General features: G+C 35.1%; 19 protein-coding genes and 1 other annotated feature. Of the genes, 6 read left to right on the forward strand and 13 right to left on the reverse strand.

The features are described 5' to 3' along the window. The first annotated feature begins 167 nt into the window (after positions 1–167). Positions 168–389 carry a DeoR family transcriptional regulator gene (locus CRO00_RS06850; protein ID WP_097072935.1) on the forward strand — a complete coding sequence of 74 codons (222 nt, stop codon included), beginning with the start codon at positions 168–170 and terminating at the stop codon, positions 387–389. A gap of 53 nt (positions 390–442) precedes the next feature. Here the strand turns inward: CRO00_RS06850 and CRO00_RS06855 are convergent, their stop codons facing one another. After that, positions 443–1,168 (reverse strand): pseudouridine synthase, encoded by a 726-nt coding sequence (locus CRO00_RS06855; protein ID WP_097072936.1) that lies wholly within the window; start codon positions 1,166–1,168, stop codon positions 443–445. Between the two features lie 11 nt (positions 1,169–1,179). Beyond that, the gene (locus CRO00_RS06860) at positions 1,180–2,790 is read right to left on the reverse strand and encodes a putative polysaccharide biosynthesis protein (protein WP_097072937.1); all 1,611 of its coding nucleotides are present in this window, start codon (positions 2,788–2,790) and stop codon (positions 1,180–1,182) included. 240 nt (positions 2,791–3,030) lie between these two features. On the opposite strand from CRO00_RS06860, the gene CRO00_RS06865 reads away from it, so the two are divergent. Next, complete coding sequence (locus tag CRO00_RS06865) at positions 3,031–4,284, forward strand: BaiN/RdsA family NAD(P)/FAD-dependent oxidoreductase (RefSeq protein ID WP_097072938.1); 1,254 nt, start codon at positions 3,031–3,033, stop codon at positions 4,282–4,284. A gap of 90 nt (positions 4,285–4,374) precedes the next feature. Here CRO00_RS06865 and CRO00_RS06870 read toward each other — a convergent pair whose 3' ends face one another. From CRO00_RS06870 to cobA, 6 genes are read right to left on the reverse strand one after another with little or no spacing between them, the layout of a single operon-like run. After that, positions 4,375–4,974 (reverse strand): NAD(P)-binding protein, encoded by a 600-nt coding sequence (locus CRO00_RS06870; RefSeq protein ID WP_161946626.1) that lies wholly within the window; start codon positions 4,972–4,974, stop codon positions 4,375–4,377. 58 nt (positions 4,975–5,032) lie between these two features. After that, a complete protein-coding gene (gene cysI / locus CRO00_RS06875; RefSeq protein ID WP_097072940.1) occupies positions 5,033–6,760 on the reverse strand; it encodes an assimilatory sulfite reductase (NADPH) hemoprotein subunit in 1,728 nt (575 codons plus the stop codon). Between the two features lie 13 nt (positions 6,761–6,773). After that, positions 6,774–8,603, reverse strand: coding sequence for an assimilatory sulfite reductase (NADPH) flavoprotein subunit (locus tag CRO00_RS06880; protein ID WP_097072941.1), 1,830 nt, complete (start codon positions 8,601–8,603; stop codon positions 6,774–6,776). Between the two features lie 21 nt (positions 8,604–8,624). Then, positions 8,625–8,777 (reverse strand): YezD family protein, encoded by a 153-nt coding sequence (locus CRO00_RS06885; protein WP_097072942.1) that lies wholly within the window; start codon positions 8,775–8,777, stop codon positions 8,625–8,627. A gap of 14 nt (positions 8,778–8,791) precedes the next feature. Continuing rightward, positions 8,792–9,523 (reverse strand): sirohydrochlorin chelatase, encoded by a 732-nt coding sequence (locus CRO00_RS06890; protein WP_097072943.1) that lies wholly within the window; start codon positions 9,521–9,523, stop codon positions 8,792–8,794. Between the two features lie 16 nt (positions 9,524–9,539). Beyond that, a complete protein-coding gene (cobA, locus tag CRO00_RS06895; protein ID WP_097072944.1) occupies positions 9,540–10,319 on the reverse strand; it encodes a uroporphyrinogen-III C-methyltransferase in 780 nt (259 codons plus the stop codon). A 700-nt stretch (positions 10,320–11,019) separates the two neighbouring features. On the opposite strand from cobA, the gene CRO00_RS06900 reads away from it, so the two are divergent. After that, on the forward strand, positions 11,020–12,675 hold the full coding sequence (locus CRO00_RS06900; RefSeq protein ID WP_097072945.1) for an HD-GYP domain-containing protein: 1,656 nt from the start codon (positions 11,020–11,022) through the stop codon (positions 12,673–12,675). A 123-nt stretch (positions 12,676–12,798) separates the two neighbouring features. On the opposite strand, the gene leuS is transcribed toward CRO00_RS06900, so the two are convergent. Together leuS and CRO00_RS06910 are read right to left on the reverse strand one after the other, a co-directional pair. Then, the gene (leuS, locus tag CRO00_RS06905; protein WP_097072946.1) at positions 12,799–15,213 is read right to left on the reverse strand and encodes a leucine--tRNA ligase; all 2,415 of its coding nucleotides are present in this window, start codon (positions 15,211–15,213) and stop codon (positions 12,799–12,801) included. Between the two features lie 234 nt (positions 15,214–15,447). Then, positions 15,448–15,658, reverse strand: a binding site (T-box leader). Between the two features lie 122 nt (positions 15,659–15,780). Further along, positions 15,781–16,950, reverse strand: coding sequence for an MDR family MFS transporter (locus CRO00_RS06910; RefSeq protein ID WP_097072947.1), 1,170 nt, complete (start codon positions 16,948–16,950; stop codon positions 15,781–15,783). Positions 16,951–17,112: 162 nt separating this feature from the next. Between CRO00_RS06910 and mnmL the strand changes: the two genes are divergently transcribed. Beyond that, a complete protein-coding gene (mnmL, locus tag CRO00_RS06915; RefSeq protein WP_097072948.1) occupies positions 17,113–18,069 on the forward strand; it encodes a tRNA modification radical SAM protein MnmL/YtqA in 957 nt (318 codons plus the stop codon). Beyond that, the gene (mnmM, locus tag CRO00_RS06920) at positions 18,069–18,638 is read left to right on the forward strand and encodes a tRNA 5-(aminomethyl)-2-thiouridylate-methyltransferase MnmM (RefSeq protein WP_097072949.1); all 570 of its coding nucleotides are present in this window, start codon (positions 18,069–18,071) and stop codon (positions 18,636–18,638) included. Before mnmL ends, mnmM begins: the two co-directional genes overlap by 1 nt. Before the next feature lie 99 nt (positions 18,639–18,737). Here the strand turns inward: mnmM and CRO00_RS06925 are convergent, their stop codons facing one another. Together CRO00_RS06925 and CRO00_RS06930 are read right to left on the reverse strand one after the other, a co-directional pair. Beyond that, a complete protein-coding gene (locus CRO00_RS06925) occupies positions 18,738–20,231 on the reverse strand; it encodes an alanine/glycine:cation symporter family protein (protein WP_097072950.1) in 1,494 nt (497 codons plus the stop codon). Between the two features lie 162 nt (positions 20,232–20,393). Next, entirely contained in the window at positions 20,394–21,197 is an 804-nt protein-coding gene (locus CRO00_RS06930) for an alpha/beta hydrolase (RefSeq protein ID WP_097072951.1), read from the reverse strand. 119 nt (positions 21,198–21,316) lie between these two features. Between CRO00_RS06930 and CRO00_RS06935 the strand changes: the two genes are divergently transcribed. Continuing rightward, positions 21,317–21,829: a gamma carbonic anhydrase gene (locus CRO00_RS06935; RefSeq protein WP_097072952.1), complete on the forward strand. Its 513-nt coding sequence runs from the start codon at positions 21,317–21,319 to the stop codon at positions 21,827–21,829. A gap of 61 nt (positions 21,830–21,890) precedes the next feature. On the opposite strand, the gene metK is transcribed toward CRO00_RS06935, so the two are convergent. Next, on the reverse strand, positions 21,891–23,087 hold the full coding sequence (gene metK, locus CRO00_RS06940; protein ID WP_097072953.1) for a methionine adenosyltransferase: 1,197 nt from the start codon (positions 23,085–23,087) through the stop codon (positions 21,891–21,893). Between the last annotated feature and the right edge of the window lie 83 nt (positions 23,088–23,170).

A 23,170-nucleotide genomic window follows, 5' to 3' on the forward strand; every position in this document is an offset into this window, starting at 1 on the left:
ATAGTTTACTGATATAATTGCGTTGTCAAGGTAACACATTGACAACAAACTTTATAAAAAAAGGGGATGTCCAAGGCAACAATTTAATTAGCTTTTGAGAGCACCTCTATATGTAGTCGTCCGCTAGTCTTTGCCATGAGAATTAAGATCGAAGGAGTGGTTCATTTATGAAACCAACTACTGACAGAATGCTTAATCGTATTAAAGACGTGTACATGTTTATCCTGGATAAGGGAACAGTGTCTACACAGGATTTAGTCGAAGAGTTCAACATCACTCCTCGCACCATTCAAAGAGATTTGAATGTGTTAGCCTTTAACGACTTGGTAGTTAGTCCAAGTCGAGGTAAATGGACAACGACGAAGAAAAAAGTTAAATTGACATCTTAGATTTTTCAAATTTCTTTATTCGCATATAAAAAAAGAATGACCTTTCGTCGGGGTCATTCTTTTTTCTTATTGTTTTCTTGTAAAAGATCCAGTTCTTCTTCCGTTAACTCACGATACTCACCAAGAGCTAATCTTTCATCAAGTTTTAAGCTCCCCATCGACAATCTCTTCAAGTAAGTCACTTTCTTTCCTACAGATTCAAACATCCGCTTAACTTGATGAAATTTACCTTCTTGTATTGTAAGTTCAATTTCAGATTCTTTATCGGATTTTAATATAACAAGTTTTCCTGGTTTCGTTACATAGCCATCATCTAATTCTACACCTATTTTAAACGCTTCTACGTCCTCTTCTGTTACTTCCCCATCAATTAAAGCATAATAGGTCTTTGGAACATGCTTTTTAGGCGAAAGCAAATTATGCGCTAGCTGGCCGTCATTTGTAATTAGTAATAATCCTTCTGTATCTTTATCTAAACGTCCAACAGGAAAAGGTTTAAAGTGTTGTGCAAGCGGATCTAGTAAATCGATGACTGTCTGGTCGTAACTGTCTTCTGTAGCTGAGATCACTCCAGGAGGTTTATTCATCATTAAATAAATAAATTCAGTATATTGAACAATTTCACCAAATACACTCACCTGTTGTACTTCCGTATTTACATGAATGCTTGCATCTTTTACTATTTCTCCATCAATCGTTACTGCTTTTTGCTTTAATAATTGTTTTACTTCTTTACGAGATCCAAACCCCATATTTGCTAATAATTTATCTAACCGCAACTTTAAACCTCCTACTTAAACCCAAACTTACCGGCAATTTTAGAAATTCTTTCGCCTAACAGTTTTTGTGCTAAACCTAATCGGAAAGAAGCATAACCATAAACAGCTGCTCCTACCACGATACAGATGAATAAATAAACAAGTGCAATCATTTTATTTGTTGGCTCTGCAATGAGGTATAATCCTTTATTCACAAGTAAAACTGAAATCGCCATTACAATGGTTAAGATACAAATTAAAAGTACTCTTCTAAACACTAACTTCGAACGATATTGAAGCACTCTATGAATAACAAGAATATTAATCACAATTGTAACAATATAGCCAATCACCGTTGCTAAAATTGCTCCATCTACTTCTAATAATTTGATAAGTGGTTCGTTTAATACAAGCTTTATTAATAATCCTGTTAGTAAACTGAAAATAATCCACTTTTGATAATCAATTCCCTGTAAAATCGCAGCTGTTACAGAAAACAAAGCAAAAAGTATTGCAGCTGGCGCATAATGAGCTAATACAAGTGCACCCATTTCATCTTGTTCATATAGGACATGGTATACATCAGGCGCTAAAATCATAATGCCAATACTTGCCGGAATCGTAATAAACAACAAAACTTGATACGTTTTATTCATTGCAACTTTAAGACCATTAAAGTCACCAAGCGTATAATATTTTGTAATGGTCGGTATTAATGCCATTGAAAATCCTGTTGCTAACATAACTGGGATGATGACAATCTTATGGGTTAACAAATTTAACATTGATAAATACGTATCTGTTACTTTCGCTAACCCAATTTCATTCATCGCACTATTGAAAGTAAGCATATCCACTAATTGAAATAGTGGATTTGAAAGTCCCACAAAAACAATTGGAATTGAATATTGTAAAATTTCTTTGTAAATATTTTTAGTTGATAAATCTCCAGTCGGCACTGAAGTAACTAATAAATGATTAAATTCTGGTTTTAACTTTCTCCAATAATAATAAAGAACAACTAATCCACCAAGTGCTCCTACAAATGCTGCAAATACCGCAAACTTAATTGCCGTTTCTGGCGTACCCTTTAAAAGCACCACAACAATAAAAGAGCCACCTAGCAATACAATAATCCGAACAATTTGTTCCACTAACTGGGATACAGATGTCGGCATGTAATGATCATGCCCTTGGAAATATCCTCTTACTAAACTCATAAAAGGAACAACTAATAATGCAAAACTTACCCAACGTATAACAGATGCAATTTGCTCTACATTATAAATTTGTTCTTTATCATTAATTACAACACTTGCAATTGGAGTTGCCATTAAATTTAAAATAATAAAGGAGATTAAACCTGTGACAACCATGACTAATACACCAGATTTAAATAATCGCCTCCCAGCTTCATAATCACCGAGGGAATTATATTTTGATACAAATTTCGATACCGCTAATGGCAGCCCTGAAATCGCCACAGAGAGCATAATATTATAAGGAATATAGGCATATTGGTATAATCCAATATTCTCTTTCCCAACAATTGAATAGAATGGGAACAGATAAATTAAACCTAATACTTTAGAGAGAAACAATCCGATTGTTAATATCGCAGTTCCTTTCATCAATGAAGACATAAAAACATTCCAATCTTTATGAAAATGTAGAGATAATTATGTATTTTTGTTTTATAAGAAAAATAATTGCCGACTTAGTATAGTCGACGAAAATTAAAGACTTCGAGTTTCGAAAAAGAATCTACATGTTAGTTTACATCTGAAAGACAATTTACTCAAATAGTTTCTTCATATTTATGTATAATATGGTGTACATAGAAACATTTTATGAAAATGATTATTTAGAAAGTGAGATTAAATATGTTAGACGTTATCGTTATAGGTGGAGGTCCATCCGGTTTAATGGCGGCGATTGCTGCTGCTGAACAAAAGAAAAAAGTTTTATTAATTGAAAAAAGCAATAAATTGGGTAAAAAATTAGCAATTTCTGGTGGCGGACGCTGCAACGTCACAAATCGCTTATCTGTAGACGAAATTATTAAGCATATTCCAGGAAATGGTCGTTTTTTATATAGTCCTTTCACTGTTTATAACAATGAAAATATCATTGAGTTTTTTGAAGGACTAGGTGTCAAACTAAAAGAAGAAGACCATGGCCGGATGTTCCCTGTGTCAAACCGTGCTCAAGATGTTGTTGATGCCTTGGTTAAAGAATTAAAAAGACTCCAAGTTGATATTCGTTTACAAACATCTGTCGCAAAGTTATTAATGGATGATGAAAAGATATTAGGTGTTCGCCTAGAAGACGGCACCGAATTACTAGCTAAAGCTGTTGTTGTGGCTGTTGGCGGTAAAGCTGTTCCTCAAACAGGTTCAACTGGGGATGGGTATCCTTGGGCAGAACGTGCTGGTCATACCGTTACGGAGCTTTACCCAACCGAAGTCCCTGTAAAATCAAAAGAATCATTTATTGAATCCCGTGAGTTGCAAGGATTAGCTTTACGTGATGTCGCTGTATCTGTTTTAAATAAAAAAGGAAAAGCGATTGTCACTCATAAAATGGACATGCTTTTTACACATTTCGGCTTAAGTGGCCCTGCAATTTTGCGCTGTAGTCAATTTATCGTAAAAGAACGAAAAAAAAATAATGGGGCACCTGTTCGAATTCGTATACACACTTTGACGGAATTTAATGAAGAAACGTGTCTTCAATATTTAAACAAACTAATTAAAGAAGACCCGAAAAAAGCTTTGAAAAATAGTTGGAAAGGCATTGCCCCAGAACGTTGGCTATTATTTTTAATGGAGCGCGCACATATTAATCCTTCACAAGTAGCTGCTGAAATTTCTCAAGAAAAAATCCGTTCATTTGCTCGCGAATTAGTAAGTTTTGAGATGGATGTACACGGAACACTTCCTTTAGAAAAGGCGTTTGTAACTGGCGGCGGTGTATCTGTAAAAGAAATCGAACCAAAAACAATGGCCTCAAAAATGAAAACTGGATTATACTTCTGTGGTGAAATTCTCGATATTCACGGTTACACTGGCGGCTATAACATTACAAGTGCTCTTGTTACTGGACGCATTGCTGGTATGAGTGCAGGCTCTTTATAAGGTGAACCGGGCGTAAATGTTATGCCCGGTTATTTTTATTCGACTTGAAATTATCTATCATTAGCTTTTCGTCTCATAAATTTAGAAAATTCATCGAAATCCTTTAAAAAATTGTTCACGGTCTTCTACATTGTTGCGGTATTTCTCATTCACCAATTCAAGTAGCAAGGCCCTCTTAGTTTCTTCATCCAGAACCAACTCTTTTATCTTTATTCTAGCTTCTAATAGAAAATTCAAATATTCTTCATACCCATCATCAAAAAAACCCTTCAACTCTGCTTTAATTTGCTTCGCCAAAAAAGGACTAGCTCCTTCTGTTGAAATTGCAATTTTCAATAGTCCACGCTCAAAAACAGCCATATTATAAAAAGTACTATCACTCGGTTCATCAATTACGTTCACAAGTTGATCTTTTGCACAGCTTATTTTTACTTGTTCATTTACCTCTCTATTATCTGTTGCAGCAAACACTAAAAATGCCCCTTTAACATCCTCAATTACAAAATACCTTGGATACCATTCTATTTTCTTTTGTTGCGCAAATGATTGTAATTCTTCCGTTAATGTTGGACTCACAACGATGATTTTTGCTTTCTGTTCAACCAAATTTAGTATTTTCTTAGTAGCAATTCGACCACCACCTACTACTACAATTCGTTTATTTTCTAAATTCAACATAACAGGATACATCATCATCACCCTAACTTTACGTGAAAAGAGGTTGCAATCATGCAACCTCTTTTACTTATTATACAGTTACTTTGTTATGATACTCACGACCGTCTGTTACAGCTTCTACGTAACCAGCACGGATAACAAAATCACCGAAATATTCATCTACAAAACGTTCTTTTGCGTAATGTTCAATAATTGGTTTTAAAGAAGCTAAAATTTCTTCTTCACCAATATTTTCTTTATAGATTTTATTTAAACGATAGCCTGCGTGACTAGCACCTAAATACATATTGTATTTACCAGGACCTTTACCGATGAAGCCAATTTCACCCATAGCTGCACGGGAACATCCATTTGGACATCCTGACATACGAATCGTAATGTCTTGATCACGTAAGCCGTTTTCATCTAATAATGTTTCGATTTTTTCGATTAAAGACGGTAAATATCTTTCTGATTCAGCCATTGCTAACCCACAAGTTGGTAGGGCAACACAAGCGATTGAATTACGACGCAATGCAGAGTAATTCACACTGTTTGTTAAATCATACTTTTCGATAATTTCATCGATTGCTTTTTTAGCACGTGCCCCTACGTTTGCAATAACAACATTTTGGTTTCCTGTAAAACGGAATTCACCTTTATGAACTTGTGCAATTTCACGTAATGCCGTTTTTAGTGGATAGTTTTCAAAATCTGCTACACGACCATTTTGGATAAATAATGTGAAATGGTATTTTCCATCTTCACCCTTGATCCAGCCATAACGATCTCCTGTGTGATTGAATTGGTAAGGCTTAGCTTCTTCAAATTCATAGCCTAAACGCTTTTCAATTTCTTGTTTTACATTGTCTAATCCTAAACGATCAACTGTATATTTAAAACGAGCATTTTTACGAACAGAACGGTTACCATAGTCGCGTTGTACTGTCATAATTTTCTCACATACATCGATTACTTTTTCTTTAGGAGTATACCCAATGATACGAGCTAATTGTGGGTAAGTTGCAGTATCGCCATGAGTCATTCCCATACCGCCGCCAATTGCCACGTTAAATCCAATTAATTCATCATTTTCTAAAACAGCTATTAAACCGATATCTTGCGAGAACACATCCACATCGTTTGCTGGTGGAATTGCAATACCGATTTTAAATTTACGTGGCAAGTATAATGAACCGTAAATTGGCTCTTGCTCTTCTTGTGTATCCACCACTTTTTCTTTATCTAACCAAATTTCATAGTATGCATTTGTACGTGGTAATAAATGTTCACTGATTTTAGATGATAACTCAAAAACTTCTTTGTGTAAATTTGATTGTAATGGATTTGCGTTACACATTACATTACGGTTTACGTCCCCACATGCCGCAATTGTATCAAATAAAACACTATTTAGTTCTTGCATATGTTTTTTCATATTCCATTTTAAAATTCCATGGAACTGAATTGTTTGACGTGTCGTAATTTTGAAAGTACCGTTACCATACTTATCGGATAATTCATCAAGTTTCAACCATTGTTTTGATGTTGCAACTCCACCAGGCATACGAACACGTACCATGAATTGATAAGCTGGTTCTAATTTTTTACGTTCGCGCTCTAAACGTTGGTCACGGTCATCTTGTAAATAACTACCGTGGAACTTCATTAAACGATTATCCCAATCTGAAATTCCAGCACTTAATTCATCTTGCATTGATTCTACTAATGTACCGCGCAAATAATTACTCGCCGCTTTTATATCTTCCACATCACTAGGTTTACCATCTTGAGGTGGTAATACAATTTTTTCTACCATGTTTACTTCCCCCTTAGTATACGTCTCGTTGATAACGTTTCTCTTTTTGTAAAGTTGCTAAATACTCTTCAGCTTGTTCTTTCGATTGATTACCCTGCTCAGCAATAATATTGATTAAAGTCTCATGTACGTCTTTAGCCATGTGATTTTTATCGCCACATACGTATACTACTGCTCCTTCTTGTAACCAATTGTAAAGTTCTTTAGCATTTGCAAGCATTTTGTGTTGAACGTATACTTTTTCTTCTTGATCTCTAGAGAACGCAACATTTAGTTTTGTTAATACGCCATCTTTTACCCATCTTTGCCATTCAGTTTGGTAAAGGAAATCTGTTACAAAGTGTTGGTCTCCAAAGAATAACCATGATTTACCTTCAGCCCCACGCTCTTCACGCTCTTGGATAAATGAACGGAATGGTGCAACTCCTGTACCAGGTCCAACCATAATAATTGGTGTTTCATCAGATGGTAATTTGAAATTCGGGCTATGTTGGACATAAACTCGAACTTTGTCACCAACTTCTAATTGATCGGCTACTTGAGTAGAACATACGCCTAAACGCTCGCGACCATCCACTTCATAACGTACCGCACCAATTGTTACATGCACTTCTTCTGGATAAGCAGTTTGACTACTTGAGATTGAATATTGACGAGCTGGGATTTTTCGTAAAGTATCTACGAATTGTTGTGCATCACAACTGAATGGACCGAATGTTTCGACAACATCTAGTAAATCACGGCCATAAATATATTGTTTAAAGTTATCTCTATTGTTTAATAACTGTTGGAATTCATCATTTGTAGTATATTGTGCAATTTTTTCCATTACTGGTTTTGATAGTACAGTAATTTCAAGCAAATTAATTAATGCAGACTCAAGCGAAATTGTTTCTTCTCCAACTGTAACTTGTTTTTGTGCATCGAAACCTAATGATGAAATTAAAGCAGAAACAAGCTTTTCATTATTTGTTGGGATAATTGCTAAACTATCTCCAGGTTCATATGTTAAGCCAGACTCTTCTAAAGAAATTTCTAAATGGATTGTTTCTTTATTTGAACCTTCCCCATTTAGGTTAATTTTCTCTAAAATTTCAGCTTGGAAAGGATTTTTGCGAGAATATTCAGTTGTTGGAACTGTTAATACAGTCGACGCAGCCTCTTTTTCAGATAATGATTGAACAACTGCATCTTCCTGTAATTTTGCTTTCACTGAATCAAACCATTTTGATGCCGGCTCATCGAAGTCAAGATCACAATCTACACGGTCCACGATACGCTCTGCCCCAAGTTTTTCTAATTGAGCATCAAAATCTTTACCTGTTTGGCAGAAGAATTCGTAAGAGCTATCCCCTAAAGACAACACTGCAAATTTAACATGATCTAATTTTGGAGCACGCTTTCCTTGTAAAAAACTGTGGAAACTAATTGCATTATCAGGTGGCTCACCTTCACCATGCGTACTAGCAATAACTAGAAGATGGTCAAGCTTTTTTAAATTATTCGTTTTAAAATCACTCATTGAAGAGACATTCACATCGAAACCTAGTTCTTTTAACTGCTCGCCATATTTTTTAGCTAGCCCTTGTGCCGTTCCTGTTTGTGAAGCAAATAAAATGGTAATGTTCTTTGGTTTTGTTGCTTCTTGTTTAGGTAGAACAGCTATTGCAGAACTTACATTTTGCCCAGTTTCTACTGGCACTTGAATTGCTTCAAATGTTGAAGTTGCACTTAAGTAACCAGTTAACCAAATTTTTTGCTGGGATGTTAGACTTACTAATACTTCATTTAGTTTTGTTACTTGTTCTTCATTAAAAGGGCTATTATTGACTTCTAACTTCACTTGGTACACCTCTTTGGTAAATTATTTTAAGCGAATTTTTTCATTTTTTTCGATTTGAACGATGCGATTATCTTGGACAATGAGCGTAATTGACCCATAATTCATCGTACTAATCATTTGCTTTAAGCTTTCAATCGCTTGCTCAAAATTTTCTTGTTTCTTATCTTTATCCATATTTAAACACTCCTTTATGAAACTAATGCTTCTTTTACTCTTTCAACTAACACTTCACGCACGTTGTTGTCATAGCCTAAACACTCACATAAAACAACCTGATCTTCTGAAAACCCAAGCTTTGCAATTTTCTTTTGAACTCCAATTTTTAATAAACCCGTAAATAAAATATAAGGAATAATAAATACTTTCTTATTACGATTATTAATTTGTTGTAATGCTTCCTCAAAAGATGGCCCATTACCATATAAGAAACATGTATCAACATTGGAATATTGAAACTTTTGTTTTAGTAGTTTTGCAATACTTTGAAGATCATTTTGAACTTGTATGTCACTGCTTCCTCGACCGATTAACAAAATATCAACATCTTTATCTCGTAATGTGTTTTTGGCTATCACTCTTTCATGTAAACTATTTACTAGTTTTTCATGTATGCCGAATGGTTTACCTAACGAAATTGAAACAGATGGATAAAGCTTTTGTGCATTACGGATTTCAAGCGGTATATCTTTTTTCGCATGATTAGCAGATAGTAATAAAATGGGGATAACTGAAATGTTCGTTGCGCCTTTTGCAACACATGTAGCAATTCCATCCTTAATCAATGGTTCAGCTAGTTCAAGGAAGCATAATTCTTGAATATCCACATTGATGAATGGCTTAACTGTTTCAATAAATTGAATCGCTTCATCAATACCAGCCTTCACACGAGTACCATGGGCAACAAATAATACAGCTTTCATTTTTTTACCTACCTTTTCAAACGGGGACTTCCCGAAGTAAGCTTTGTTGAACATCTGTTTGTTCAAACCAAGCTATTTTCTCACGCATTTTTACGACTTCCCCAACAATAATCATACTTGGATTTTTAATTTCTTCTTTTGTTGCAATTTCCACGATTGTTTCCAAAGTCCCAACAATCGTTTTTTGTTGAGCTGTCGTCCCCCAATGGATAAGTGCAATAGGTGTTTGCGGTTTACGTTTATATTTTATTAGTTGTTCAGTTACATATTGTAAGTTTCCGACACCCATGTAAATAGCAAGAGTGTCAACGGATTCTGCTAACCCTTTCCAGTTAATGGAGTCATCTTTCCCTTCTCTCATATGTCCTGTTACAATGGCGAAACTTGAACCTAAATCCCGATGTGTAACCGGTATGCCTGCATATGCTGGTGCAGCTATACCTGATGAGATTCCAGGAACAACTTCAAAAGGAATATTTGCATTAGCAAGCACTTCCGCTTCTTCTCCACCTCGACCAAATACGAAAGGGTCTCCTCCCTTAAGTCGAGTGACAATCTTACCATTGTTTGCATAATGAACGAGTAAATGATGAATTCTCTCCTGTATAACTCCGTGCAGTTTTGGCAATTTTCCAACAAAAATTAATTCAGCGTTTGGTTTTGCATATTCCAGCAATTCCTTATTAACAAGTCGGTCATATAAAATAACATCAGCCTGTTGAATGCACTTTAATCCTTTAACTGTTATTAAATCAACGTCTCCCGGGCCTGCGCCAACAATATATACTTTTCCCATGATGTCCCCCCAAGATCTAGCGTTCAATTTTTTACCGACCTAAATATTAGTTCTATAATAAACTTTACAATTCTTATTGGTCAACTATGTATTTAAAATTATTTTACTAATTTTCGAAAAATAATACTCACTATATATTCAATCAAACGTCAGTTCTAATTATTAAATTTCATTTACGACTTCAGTTGTATAAACAACAAACATATGTATTTTATTAAAAAAACCTCAATAAACTCATCTTCACTGACACGTGCTTTTTCACTAAATTTGCGCACGTAATCTGCTGGAGTTTATTGAGGCCTCTAGTTTTCTAGTCAGCTTTGTTAATTCTTAGTAATCTGCTATACATAATAATGTTTATAGCATTATAAGTCAATAGTTTTCATAATATTTATATAATAATATAGGAAGTAAAACTGTTGTTCCTTATCTCATCCTAAAGAAGAGATAAGCCTTTTCCCCACTTTCTCCTGGTTTGAAGAAAACCATCGATAATTCTTACCCAATACTCCTACTGCCGATAAAAATTGTTAGGACAATAATAATTATTATTTTTCTTGAAATGCCATATTTCTACTATACATCGGCAATTTATAATACTCATTTTATTTTTAAGAGTAAAAAAATTCTAATTATTTAATCTTAACTTAACCTTCATCATTTATCATTCAATTAGCAATTATGGTAAGAGGTGTGAATATTGAAGGATATCGAGATAAAAGCAAATGTACTTGAATTAACAGAAGGAGTTGTTTTAGCTAGAGATCTTTTTGTGGAAGGTCGCTTATTAATGAAAGAGGGCAATTTTCTTACTTCCCGCGTAATCAATTTATTAAAAAATCGCAACGTAGAACATGTTTATATAAAAAATTCACTTCAACAACAAAATAAAACTGAACTTATTGAACTATCTACGGAAAATGTTACTGAACAATTTTTTTCAGTATTAGCAGAATTAAGTATTGAAAAAAGATACGGTCATGTATTAAAAAACGCAGATGATATTGAATATATTAAAACTCTATTTATAAAAATTATGCAAAATGAAAAATATAGATCCATACTAAACGACTTAAAAAAGTGGGATTCCTATACTTACTATCACTCCATCGATGTTTTTGTTTTATCCACTCTTTTTGCCAAACAAGAAGGCATACCAAGTTTAAACCATAAAGCAATCGGATTTTTGCTTCATGATATAGGAAATCTATATATTCCCCTTTCAATCTTGCAAAAAAATGCAAAAATTACGCACGATGAGTATCGAATAATAAAAAAACATACAATTGAGGGATTTCATATTTTTGAGAGTTTAGGTTTATACGACCTTGCTTATTTAGCGAAATCCCACCATGAAAATCATAATGGCTCAGGCTATCCTGATGGGTTAACTGGTACTGAAATGACTCGAGAACTTGAGGTTCTTCATTTAATAGATGTTTATTCCGCTATTACAATGAAAAAATATTATAGAGAAGCAATCGGTGCAGCAGATGCACTCACTTTCATTTTCAGGGACGAGGAAAAATTCAACCCACAATTACTGTCACGTTTTGTTGAGTTTATAGGCATATATCCTGAAAATTCAATCGTTCGGCTTTCAGATAAGTCTTATGCAATTATAAAGGAAGTAAATGAACAATATCCATTACTGCCACTTGTAAAAAGATTGGATAACAATCAATTAATCGAATTACCTATAAATTATCAACTAACAATTGAAAAAATGATTAAATATAACAAAGATACAATTAGTTCACTGTTTAATCGGTTCTATGAAGAAATTATTAATGAAAATATAGAGGGTATGAAAAAAACCTACCTAAAAATATCTGACGCTATTACTGAAAATGAACAGTTTACAAAACTATTTATCCCGACGTTTCAAATATTAAATGTTTTATTAAAAGAACAAAAGATGTCCGAAACGCGCTATAAAAAAATTACAAAAGAAATCACCACATTATTAGATGCAAAATTATTAAGTCTACAAGAACAACATCAACCAACAAAATCAATTTTGTTCTTAATTGATTATAAGTACCAACATCACTACTATTTAAAGTTTCTTCAAGGGTTCTTTTTAACAGAAAAATTTTATCCTTTTATTGTTGATGCAAGTACAAGTGAAACAGAAGTTACGAACATTTTAAATTGTTGCAATGCATATTCCGTATATATCATACGTGATCAATACGAGCCAGTGCTTTCAAACAACCAAGACCTTGGCATCTACTATCTCACATTCAACCAATTAGAACAATTTATTTTCAGCTTATCTGGAGATACTACATTGACACTAGAACAAAGTTTAGAGAAGTACAAGATTTCTCAAAACTTTTTACCATCATTATAAGAAAAATCGGGTGAGATAACATAAGTTATTTTCACCCGATTTTTCTTTAGCATTCGCAATATTTGAAAATAAAAACTGCCTCAAAAGATGCTTTACACACTTTTAAGGCAGCAAAAGATTTTACTATTTTACTACAATATTCACTAATTTTCCTGGAACTGCGATAATTTTTACAATCTGTTTACCTTCAGTAAATTCCTTTACTTTTTCATCTTCTTGTGCGAGTTGTTCTAGTTGTTCTTTTGAAGCATCTTTAGCGATTCTTACTTTAGAACGCAATTTACCGTTTACTTGGACAATTACTTCAATTTCGTCATCCACTAATTTTGATTCATCATATGTTGGCCAAGCTTCATAGGAAAGAGTTTCGTTATTACCTAAAACTTCCCATAGTTCTTCTGAAACGTGAGGAGCAATTGGAGCGAGTAATTTTACAAAGCCCTTAGCATACTCAGTTGGCACCACTTCCGCTTTATAACAATCGTTAATGAATACCATCATCTGTGAAATTGCAGTATTAAAGCGAAGATGTTCATAATCTTCTGTTACTTTTTTTACTGTTTGGTGGTAAGACTTTTCAAGTGTTGTATCAGAACTGTCTTGTACTTTCGCCGCTAACGTACCTTCATCTGTTGTAAATAAGCGCCAAATACGGTCTAAGAAACGGCGAGCCCCATCAAGACCATTTGTTGACCATGCAACAGAAGCATCTAGTGGACCCATAAACATTTCGTAAAGTCGTAATGTATCAGCACCGTGACTTCTTACGATATCGTCAGGGTTTACAACATTTCCTTTTGATTTAGACATTTTTTCATTACCTTCACCTAAAATCATTCCTTGGTTGAATAATTTTTGGAACGGTTCTTTTGTATGAACAACACCTAGATCATAAAGTACTTTGTGCCAGAAGCGTGCGTATAGTAAGTGCAGTACAGCATGCTCTGCCCCACCAATATAAATATCCACTGGTAACCAGTGTTTTAATAATTCGGGATCTGCTAGAGCTTCACTATTATTAGGATCAATATAACGTAAGAAATACCAGCTTGATCCAGCCCATTGTGGCATTGTATTTGTTTCACGGCGACCTTTTTTACCTGTAACTGGATCTACTACATTTACCCATTCTTCAATATTCGCAAGTGGGGATTCACCCGTACCAGAAGGACGAATATTTGAGGTTTTTGGCAACACTAATGGAAGTTCTTCTTCAGGAACTGTCGTCATTGTGCCATCTTCCCAATGAATCACAGGGATAGGCTCGCCCCAATAACGTTGACGTGAGAATAACCAATCACGTAAACGATAAGAAATTTTCTTCTCGCCAACACCATTTTCCTCTAACCATTCAATGGCTTTCGAGATAGCTTCCGCTTTTCCTAAACCGTTTAAGAAATCTGAATTAATATGAGGACCATCACCAGTAAATGCTTCATTATCAATGTCTCCACCTTCAAGAACTGGTTTAATTTCTAAACCAAATTCTTTGGCAAATTCATAGTCACGTTCATCGTGAGCTGGAACTGCCATAATTGCACCAGTTCCGTAAGTTGCAAGTACATAGTCCGCAATCCATACAGGAATTTTTTCACCGTTAATTGGATTGATTGCATAAGCACCTGTAAAGACACCTGTTTTTTCTTTAGCTAAATCCGTACGTTCTAAGTCTGATTTTAATTTCACTTTTTCAAGATATGCTTCTACTGCCGTTTGTTGTTCAGCTGTAGTAATAGATGTTACTAATTTATGTTCTGGTGCAAGAACACAGTATGTTGCACCAAATAATGTATCTGGACGAGTTGTAAACACTTTGAAAGATTCATCCGTTCCATCTACTTTAAATGTCACTTCAGCACCTTCAGAACGACCAATCCAGTTGCGCTGCATTTCTTTAATTGATTCTGGCCAATCTACTTCTTCTAAGTCATCAATTAAACGATCTGCATAAGCCGTAATTTTTAACATCCATTGTTTCATTGGTCGGCGCTCTACAGGGTGGCCTCCACGCTCTGATTTCCCGTCGATTACTTCTTCATTAGCTAGTACAGTTCCAAGTGCTGGACACCAGTTTACTGCTACTTCGTCGATATAAGCTAAGCCTTTTTTATATAATTGAATGAAAATCCATTGTGTCCATTTGTAGTATTCCGGATCTGTTGTATTAATTTCACGATCCCAATCATAAGAAAAGCCTAATTCTTGAATTTGGCGTTTAAATGTGGCAATGTTTTTTGCAGTAAATTCTGCCGGGTCATTTCCAGTATCTAATGCGTATTGTTCAGCAGGTAAACCAAATGCATCCCAACCCATTGGATGAAGTACATCATAACCTTGCATACGTTTGAAGCGTGATAAAATGTCTGTCGCTGTATAACCTTCAGGATGTCCAACATGTAAACCAGCACCAGATGGATAAGGGAACATGTCCAATGCATAAAATTTTGGCTTTGAAGTATCATTTAATGTTTTAAATGATTTATGGTCGGCCCAATATTGTTGCCATTTCTTTTCGATTTGTTGATGATTAAAACTCATGGTATTTCCTCCTTTATATGGTAAGTCCGTGTAGTGAAGCGACATGAAGGAACTTACTTCGCACTTTGCTGATTTTTTGCCCAGATTTCTTTCATAAAACTATTATTAATTTTCTATGTAATCTGCGACATCCGCTTTGTCTTTTTTAGGTAAGCTTTCTATTAAGTAGAATATCCTATATCCGGAAAAATTAACAAAATATTTAAAAAATAAAAAAACTCGCCCCATTCCTATAGAAGGGACGAGAGATATTTGTAAACTCCCGCGGTACCACCCAAATTAGTGACACATCACTCAGCTCAAACCTTAACGCGGCTCACGGTTTTAGTTGCATTGAACTAAAACTGACTCCAAGGCGAGTTCGATTTATCTACTTACTAGCTTGCACCAAACGCTAGCTCTCTAAAAAGCATCAAAACCTACTATTCCTTCTCATAGTCGTCCATATTCATTAATGCATTCATTTTAATGGAAATATTCAAAATATACAAGTCCTACATTAAAATATACCTATACCATTCTACAGTAAAAGGCTTGAGTAGTTCCATACGATTATAATAATCGCATTTAGTTTCTAACTCTTTTTAGTGGGCTATCATAAAATATACACGGCACAATAGCAATGAGAAACATAATACACAAAATTAAGATTAATATGTTCATACTGTAAAGATCGACTATTAATCCACCGAATAGTGGACCAATCATTCTACCAATAGAACCAATACTATTAACAATTCCTTGATACGAACCACCCTTACCTTCTGGAGCTAACATATTGGCAATGGTAGGTACGGCAGGCCAAACGAATATTTCTCCAATGGTTAAAATAATCATAGAAATTGCAAAAATTTTAAAACTATCTGCAAAAATGATGACGATAAATGACATCATCATAATGCTAATTCCCATTATTAATTGAACTTTTATTTGTTTTTCGTATTTTTGGACAATTGGGCTAATAATTGGTTGAAGTAAGATAATTAATAGTCCATTAATCGTCCAAAGTAAACTATACTCTTTTAAGCTAATCCCTTGCTGCTGGATATAAGTTGACAAGGTGGACGCCCATTGAGAATAAGCAACCCATGTTAATAAGAAGCCACCACTAATTATCAATAAAGAATACATACTTGCACGATTCGATGTTTGGTCAACAACAACACCTTTTTCCTTATTTTTCTCCATTTTTGGTACCATATTACGATACGAAATACTGGCTAAAAGAAAAAAGCCTATATACAAAACAAGGTTTGAAACAAATAAGTAATCAAAACTTGTATCTGCAATAATGCCCCCTACTGCTGGGCCAACTGCAACACCTAAGTTTTGAGCAAGGTAAATTGCATTAAAACCCTTCCTACCACCTTCTGGCCATACTGAACCAACTAAAGCAAACATAACGGGAATAACAATACCACTACCAAATCCCATGATTGTTAAAAACCAAACATAATGTGGCCAACCATGCCAAATTGTTATTCCTATTAACGAGATAACGGTAATAAAGATTCCAAACATGATTGATTTATAACCACCGAATTTATCAAAAAAATAACCACCCACTAAGTTACCGAACATTGTAGCGCCTGCATTGATCATGAGGACAAATCCAGCTACAGATAACGATTGCTCTAAATGCTCATGCATGTAAATTGTATTTAAAGGCCAAATTAATGAACTTCCTGTTATATTAATAAACGTTCCGAGCACTAATAGCCATACACTTCTTGGCATACTCAATTCCTCCATCATATTGATGCAACAAAGAATTATATTATTCTTCTTTATGATGTAATTCAAGAGAAACAATCTAGTGGAAAAAGAGAATTTGACCATACATATTAAAATGCATTCTACAAAAACACATGTTAAAATCAGTTAGAGGAGTGAAATAATATGTCTGAACAACAATTTCCTTTCCCATCTGATGGGAAACGTTACTATACATGGAATCGATATTTACGAGATGAGTTTGGTCAAAAAGTATTTAAAGTTGCCCTAGATGCAGGTTTTGATTGTCCGAACCGAGACGGTACAGTGGCTTTTGGTGGATGTACATTTTGTAGTGCTGCCGGAAGTGGCGACTTTGCTGGTGACCGCGTTGACCCAATTCCTGTTCAATTTGAAAAGATTAAGGAAAAAATGCAACATAAATGGAAAAACGGCTTAACAATGGCTTATTTCCAAGCCTACACAAATACCCATGCACCACTTGAAGTTCTAAAGGAAAAATTTGAAGCTGCTCTTGCATGTGAAGGGGTAATGGGGTTAAGTATTGCTACTCGACCAGATTGTTTACCAGATGATGTAGTGGAATATTTAGCAGATTTAAATTCTAGAACATATCTTTGGGTTGAGCTTGGACTCCAAACAGTTCATGAAAAAACAGCAAAACTAATTAACCGCGCCCATGATTACGCTACATACGTAGAAGGTGTTGAAAAACTACGTAGACATAACATTCGAGTTTGTACACACATAATTAATGGTCTACCACTTGAAGACTACGACATGATGATGGATACGGCACGAGAAGTAGCAAAATTAGATGTACAAGGTATTAAAATTCATCTACTTCATTTACTAAAAGGGACTCCCCTTGTAAAACAGTATGAAAAAGGGATGTTAGAATTCCTTGAGAAAGACCAATATATTAAACTAGTGGCTGATCAATTAGAAGTAATTCCACCTGAAATGATTGTTCATCGAATTACCGGAGATGGACCGATTGATTTAATGATTGGGCCAATGTGGAGCGTGAATAAATGGGAAGTTTTAAACGGAATTGATGCAGAGCTTGAGCGTCGAGGAAGTTGGCAAGGGAAAAAATACAAAGCGGAAGTGCCTAAATAATGAAACTTCAACGAGTAATACAATATGCACAAAACTTATTAGCAATAACAGTTACAAATGGAGATACTGTAATTGACGCAACAGCAGGAAACGGCCATGATACTCTTTTTTTAGCCAATCTTGTTGGCGATAAAGGACATGTATTTGCCTTTGATGTTCAGCAACAAGCAACTATTGCAACTATTAATCGTTTACAAGAAAATAATTTAGAGCACCGTGCTACCGTGATACTTGACGGACATGAAAATATTTCAAAATACATTTCAAACCCTATTGCTGCTGCCATATTTAATTTAGGCTATTTACCGGGTAGCGACCACGCAATTATTACAAAACCAAATACAACAATCCAAGCAATAGAAAGTATTCTTGAATTGTTAAAAGTTGGAGGTATCGTTGTATTAGTAGTTTATCACGGGCATGAAGGCGGGAAAACGGAAAGAGATGAGGTTATCCAATATTTAAGTAATCTACCTCAAAAATATTTCCATGTTTTGCAATATCAATTTTTAAACCAAAAAAACGACCCACCATTTGTCATTGCAATTGAAAAAGTCAAAGAAAAATAAATATTGAAAGTCTATGCCAGCTCACATATTAAGGTGGGCTGGCACTTTTCTATACAAAAAGAACCAACCCAAAAAATTGTTGGGTCAGCCCTTCTGTCATTACTTTTTATTTTTATTTTCCCAGAAATCTGCACCTTTAATTCCTAGTTTAATAGGATCAAAGGTTGGGTCTTTTCCTTCTCTCTTTTGTGCTTCATAGTCTTTTAATGCTACAATTGCCGGTTTCATGATAATAAGTATTGCAATGACGTTAATCCAAACCATTAACCCTAGCCCTACGTCTCCCATTGCCCATGCAAGGTTACTTGTACGAACGGTACCGTAAAATGCAGTTACAATAATGACGATTTTTGCAACCCAAATTCCTATCTTTTCAGCACTGCCTCTGAACAGATAAGCAACGTTTGTTTCGGCAATATAGTAATATGCCATAATTGTAGTAAATGCAAAGAAGAATAATGCAATTGCCACAAATGGCGCACCAAATCCTGGTAAAGCAGAATCTACCGCATACTGTGTATAAGCAGCCCCAGCTTCAATGCTTTTTGCAAAGGTAATTTGTTCTTCACCAGAAAGTTCACTTGCGTTGAATTGACCTACATGTAAAAATGTATTTTCTTCCGTCGCTTTTTCATCATGCACATTGTACATACCAGTAAATAAAATCATAAATGCCGTTGCTGAACAAACTAGTAAAGTATCAATATATACAGAAGCTGCTTGAACTAAACCTTGTTTTGCAGGATGTGATACTTCTGCAGCTGCTGCTGGGTGAGCTCCTGTTCCTTGCCCTGCTTCATTTGAGTAAATTCCTCGTTTAACACCCCAAGCAATGGCCGAACCGATAATTCCACCAAAGACTTCTTGTACACCAAATGCACTTGAGAAAATTAAACCAATGACATTTGGAACTTCTGAAATATTTAATACGATAATTAAAATCGCCATTAAAATATAAGCTATGGCCATAAAAGGTACGATTATCTGTGCTGCATTTGCAATCCATTTTACCCCACCGATAATGATGATACCTAATAAAATAGCAATAATAATACCAGTAATCCATGGTTCAATTCCAAATGCATTACTTACTGCACCAGCAATCGCATTAGATTGTACGCCAGGCATTAGCACTAACATTGCTAGTAATGCAGCTATTGCAAAGATGATCGCGAACCACTTTTGACCCATACCTTTTTCTATATAAAATGCAGGACCGCCGCGATATTCCGTTTCTTTTTCTTCTTTATAAATTTGAGCTAATGTTGATTCTACATATGCTGTAGCTGCTCCAATAAAGGCAATTGCCCACATCCAGAAAACTGCACCAGGTCCCCCAAATCCTATGGCAGTTGCTGTACCAGCAATATTACCTGTCCCAACACGACCTGATAACGCAATACTCATCGCTTGGAACGAAGAAATACCTTTCTCAGATTTTTCCCCTTTGAACATTAAAGTGAACATCTCTTTAATGTGGCGAACTTGTAAAAATCTTGTAATCACTGAGAAAAATACACCGACTAGTAGAATTCCATAGATAAACCAAGGTCCCCAAAAGAAATTATTTAGTGCATTAACAATATTCTCCATAAACCCACTCCCTTTTGATGTAAAGTTATTGTTATAAAATTCAATATATTACATCAATTATATGAATACAATATTTTTTATTAATTTTATTTCTAAAAGTAGGAAATAATTCAAATAAAAATAAAAAAACTCAGTCATAGTTTCTGAGTTTTTTAAATTTAATTATTTTACAATATATCCCAGCGAGCGAAGAACATTGTTCATAAAGTCTTTCGAATACAAAAATACCTCTTCTCTTTCATTATCATGAAATAAATTATGGTAGTTATAGGCCCATTCTTTATATTGCAATTCGGAAGTATTTTGGACGAACAACCATTTTTTTGAGATCGCCGGGTCTGTTATTTTATCTTGCTGTGCCGTCATTAATAAAATCGGCAAAGTTAACTTTTGTTCTTGCTCCGTCGTTAAATTTTTCATTAATTGCTGTACATCCTTATACCATCCTCCTGTAACTTTTGAATGATAAGGAACATCATCAATCATTTCTGTGTACCCTTCCAAATTTCGAGTTAACATTTTTTTCTCAAATTCTAATGAAATTTTTTTGTTTGGTGCAAGGGTGCCAATACTTGTTAACGCGTTTGTAATTAAACTCGTTGTTTTTCTTAAGTGAAGCCATGGAGAGGATAAAATAAGTCCTGCACATTCCACTGTTTTTTTCTTTAGAAATTCAATGGCGAGTAGCCCACCAAAACCATGCCCAATAATAAAAACAGGAAGCTCATAGGAAAGAGCATTTTGCATTAACAGTTTTATATAGGTGATATACTCGTTGATTGCTTCGTCATGCACTCTTACAAACTTTGCTTGTTCCCCATGACCGGGTAAATCCCCCATAACGATGTGATATCCTTCTGTGCGCAATTTTTCAATTAACCATGCATACCAACGATGATGTTCAAATGCGCTATGTATAATAACAACCACTGCTTTTGCATGTTCATCTGTTTCCCATTTCCACATAACTTCGCCTCCTACCCAAACATCATACTTTGGGCATACATACCATTAATATTTTTCATTGTGAGTTTATTTTGTTACGATAAGCATATATATCATACTTAGAAACGAGGAGATTTTCGATGATTTACCCTTTTAAAGATAAAAATCCTAAAATAGACCCATCTGTATTTATAGCTGATTATGTCACAATTACTGGTGATGTGACAATTGGTGAAGATTCATCTATTTGGTTTAATACCGTAATTCGCGGAGATGTAGCACCAACACACATTGGAAAGCGTGTTAGTATACAAGATTTAAGCTGCCTTCATCAAAGTCCAAATAATCCGTTAATTATTGAAGATGAAGTGACTATCGGACACCAAGTTACATTACATAGCTGTGTAATTAGAAAACGTGCATTAATTGGAATGGGTTCCATCGTGTTAGATGGTGCTGAAATTGGAGAAGGCGCATTTATTGGGGCGGGTAGTTTAGTTCCCCCAGGCAAAAAAATTCCAGCGAACTCTTTAGCTATGGGCAGACCTGCAAAAGTTGTTCGAGAAATCACAGCAGATGATCGAGAAGATATGGATCGTATTATCCGGGAATATGTTGAGAAGGGGCAATATTATAAGTCCCTGCAAAAGTAATTATATAATAGAAAGAATATTAAAATGCAGGTGAGCAACTTCCCCACCTGCATTTTTCTATTTATAAACCAGCTTTAGCTTTTAATTTTTCAGCAATGTCTGTATTTTCCCAAGGAACATCTAAGTCTGTTCGACCAAAATGACCATAAGCAGCAGTTTGTTTATAAATTGGTCGACGTAAATTAAGCATTTTAATAATTCCTGCAGGACGTAAATCGAATAATTCACTTACCCATTCCACTAATTGATTTTCTGCAACTTTACCAGTTCCGAATGTATCGATTGAAATCGAAACAGGACGAGCAACCCCAATTGCATATGCTAATTGCACTTCAGCTCGTTCAGCAAGACCTGCAGCTACAATATTTTTAGCAACGTAACGGGCAGCATAAGCAGCAGAACGGTCAACTTTTGTTGGATCTTTCCCTGAAAATGCTCCGCCGCCGTGACGCGCATATCCACCGTAAGTATCTACAATTATTTTACGTCCTGTTAATCCTGCATCACCTTTTGGACCACCAATTACAAATCGACCAGTTGGATTAATGAAATATTTTGTGTTTTCATCAATTAATTCACGAGGAACGACTTCACGAATCACTTTTTCTTTTAAATCTTCTTGAATTTGTTCTAATGTTACATCTTCATCGTGTTGTGTGGATATAACTATTGTATCGATTCGAATTGGATGGTTGTTTTCATCGTATTCTACCGTTACTTGTGTTTTTCCATCTGGACGTAAATACGGGATTTCCTTAGATTTACGCACTTCAGCTAATTTACGTGATAATTTATGGGCTAAACTGATCGGTAGCGGCATAAGTTCAGGAGTTTCGTTACATGCAAATCCGAACATTAAGCCTTGGTCTCCTGCACCAATTGCTTCAATATCTTCATCGCTCATATATCCTTCACGCGCTTCAAGAGCTTGATCAACTCCTTGAGCAATATCAGGAGATTGTTCACCAATCGCAGTTAGTACTGCTAAATTTTCAGCATCAAAGCCATATTTTCCTCGAGTGTAGCCAATTTTAGCTACTGTATCTCGAACGACTGATTGAATGTCCACATATGTAGAAGTTGTAATTTCTCCTGCAACAAGCACTAACCCAGTTGTAACAGTTGTTTCACAAGCTACACGCGCATTTGGATCTTCAGTTATAATTGCATCTAATATTGCATCGGAAATTTGGTCACAAATTTTATCCGGATGCCCTTCTGTTACACTTTCTGATGTAAACAGTCGACGGTTTGTCATTTGGTTTCCTCCTAAGATCTATACGAGATTCATTCTCGATTTTGATACGGTACTCATTACCCATGTTAAGTCCGCACATGAAG

It is taken from the genome of Ureibacillus xyleni (genome assembly GCF_900217795.1).
Classification (GTDB): Bacteria; Bacillota; Bacilli; order Bacillales_A; family Planococcaceae; genus Ureibacillus; species Ureibacillus xyleni.

What these genes read in the sequence shown, in the direction of transcription:
- leuS (WP_097072946.1), bottom strand. Translation starts at nt 15,213, where the DNA reads ATGAGTTTTAATCATCAACAAATCGAAAAGAAATGGCAACAATATTGG.
- CRO00_RS06890 (WP_097072943.1), bottom strand. Translation starts at nt 9,523, where the DNA reads ATGAAAGCTGTATTATTTGTTGCCCATGGTACTCGTGTGAAGGCTGGT.
- CRO00_RS06935 (WP_097072952.1), top strand. Translation starts at nt 21,317, where the DNA reads ATGATTTACCCTTTTAAAGATAAAAATCCTAAAATAGACCCATCTGTA.
- CRO00_RS06870 (WP_161946626.1), bottom strand. Translation starts at nt 4,974, where the DNA reads ATGTATCCTGTTATGTTGAATTTAGAAAATAAACGAATTGTAGTAGTA.
- cobA (WP_097072944.1), bottom strand. Translation starts at nt 10,319, where the DNA reads ATGGGAAAAGTATATATTGTTGGCGCAGGCCCGGGAGACGTTGATTTA.
- CRO00_RS06865 (WP_097072938.1), top strand. Translation starts at nt 3,031, where the DNA reads ATGTTAGACGTTATCGTTATAGGTGGAGGTCCATCCGGTTTAATGGCG.
- CRO00_RS06930 (WP_097072951.1), bottom strand. Translation starts at nt 21,197, where the DNA reads ATGTGGAAATGGGAAACAGATGAACATGCAAAAGCAGTGGTTGTTATT.
- metK (WP_097072953.1), bottom strand. Translation starts at nt 23,087, where the DNA reads ATGACAAACCGTCGACTGTTTACATCAGAAAGTGTAACAGAAGGGCAT.
- CRO00_RS06860 (WP_097072937.1), bottom strand. Translation starts at nt 2,790, where the DNA reads ATGTCTTCATTGATGAAAGGAACTGCGATATTAACAATCGGATTGTTT.
- CRO00_RS06925 (WP_097072950.1), bottom strand. Translation starts at nt 20,231, where the DNA reads ATGGAGAATATTGTTAATGCACTAAATAATTTCTTTTGGGGACCTTGG.
- cysI (WP_097072940.1), bottom strand. Translation starts at nt 6,760, where the DNA reads ATGGTAGAAAAAATTGTATTACCACCTCAAGATGGTAAACCTAGTGAT.
- mnmM (WP_097072949.1), top strand. Translation starts at nt 18,069, where the DNA reads ATGAAACTTCAACGAGTAATACAATATGCACAAAACTTATTAGCAATA.
- CRO00_RS06910 (WP_097072947.1), bottom strand. Translation starts at nt 16,950, where the DNA reads ATGCCAAGAAGTGTATGGCTATTAGTGCTCGGAACGTTTATTAATATA.
- mnmL (WP_097072948.1), top strand. Translation starts at nt 17,113, where the DNA reads ATGTCTGAACAACAATTTCCTTTCCCATCTGATGGGAAACGTTACTAT.
- CRO00_RS06885 (WP_097072942.1), bottom strand. Translation starts at nt 8,777, where the DNA reads ATGGATAAAGATAAGAAACAAGAAAATTTTGAGCAAGCGATTGAAAGC.
- CRO00_RS06850 (WP_097072935.1), top strand. Translation starts at nt 168, where the DNA reads ATGAAACCAACTACTGACAGAATGCTTAATCGTATTAAAGACGTGTAC.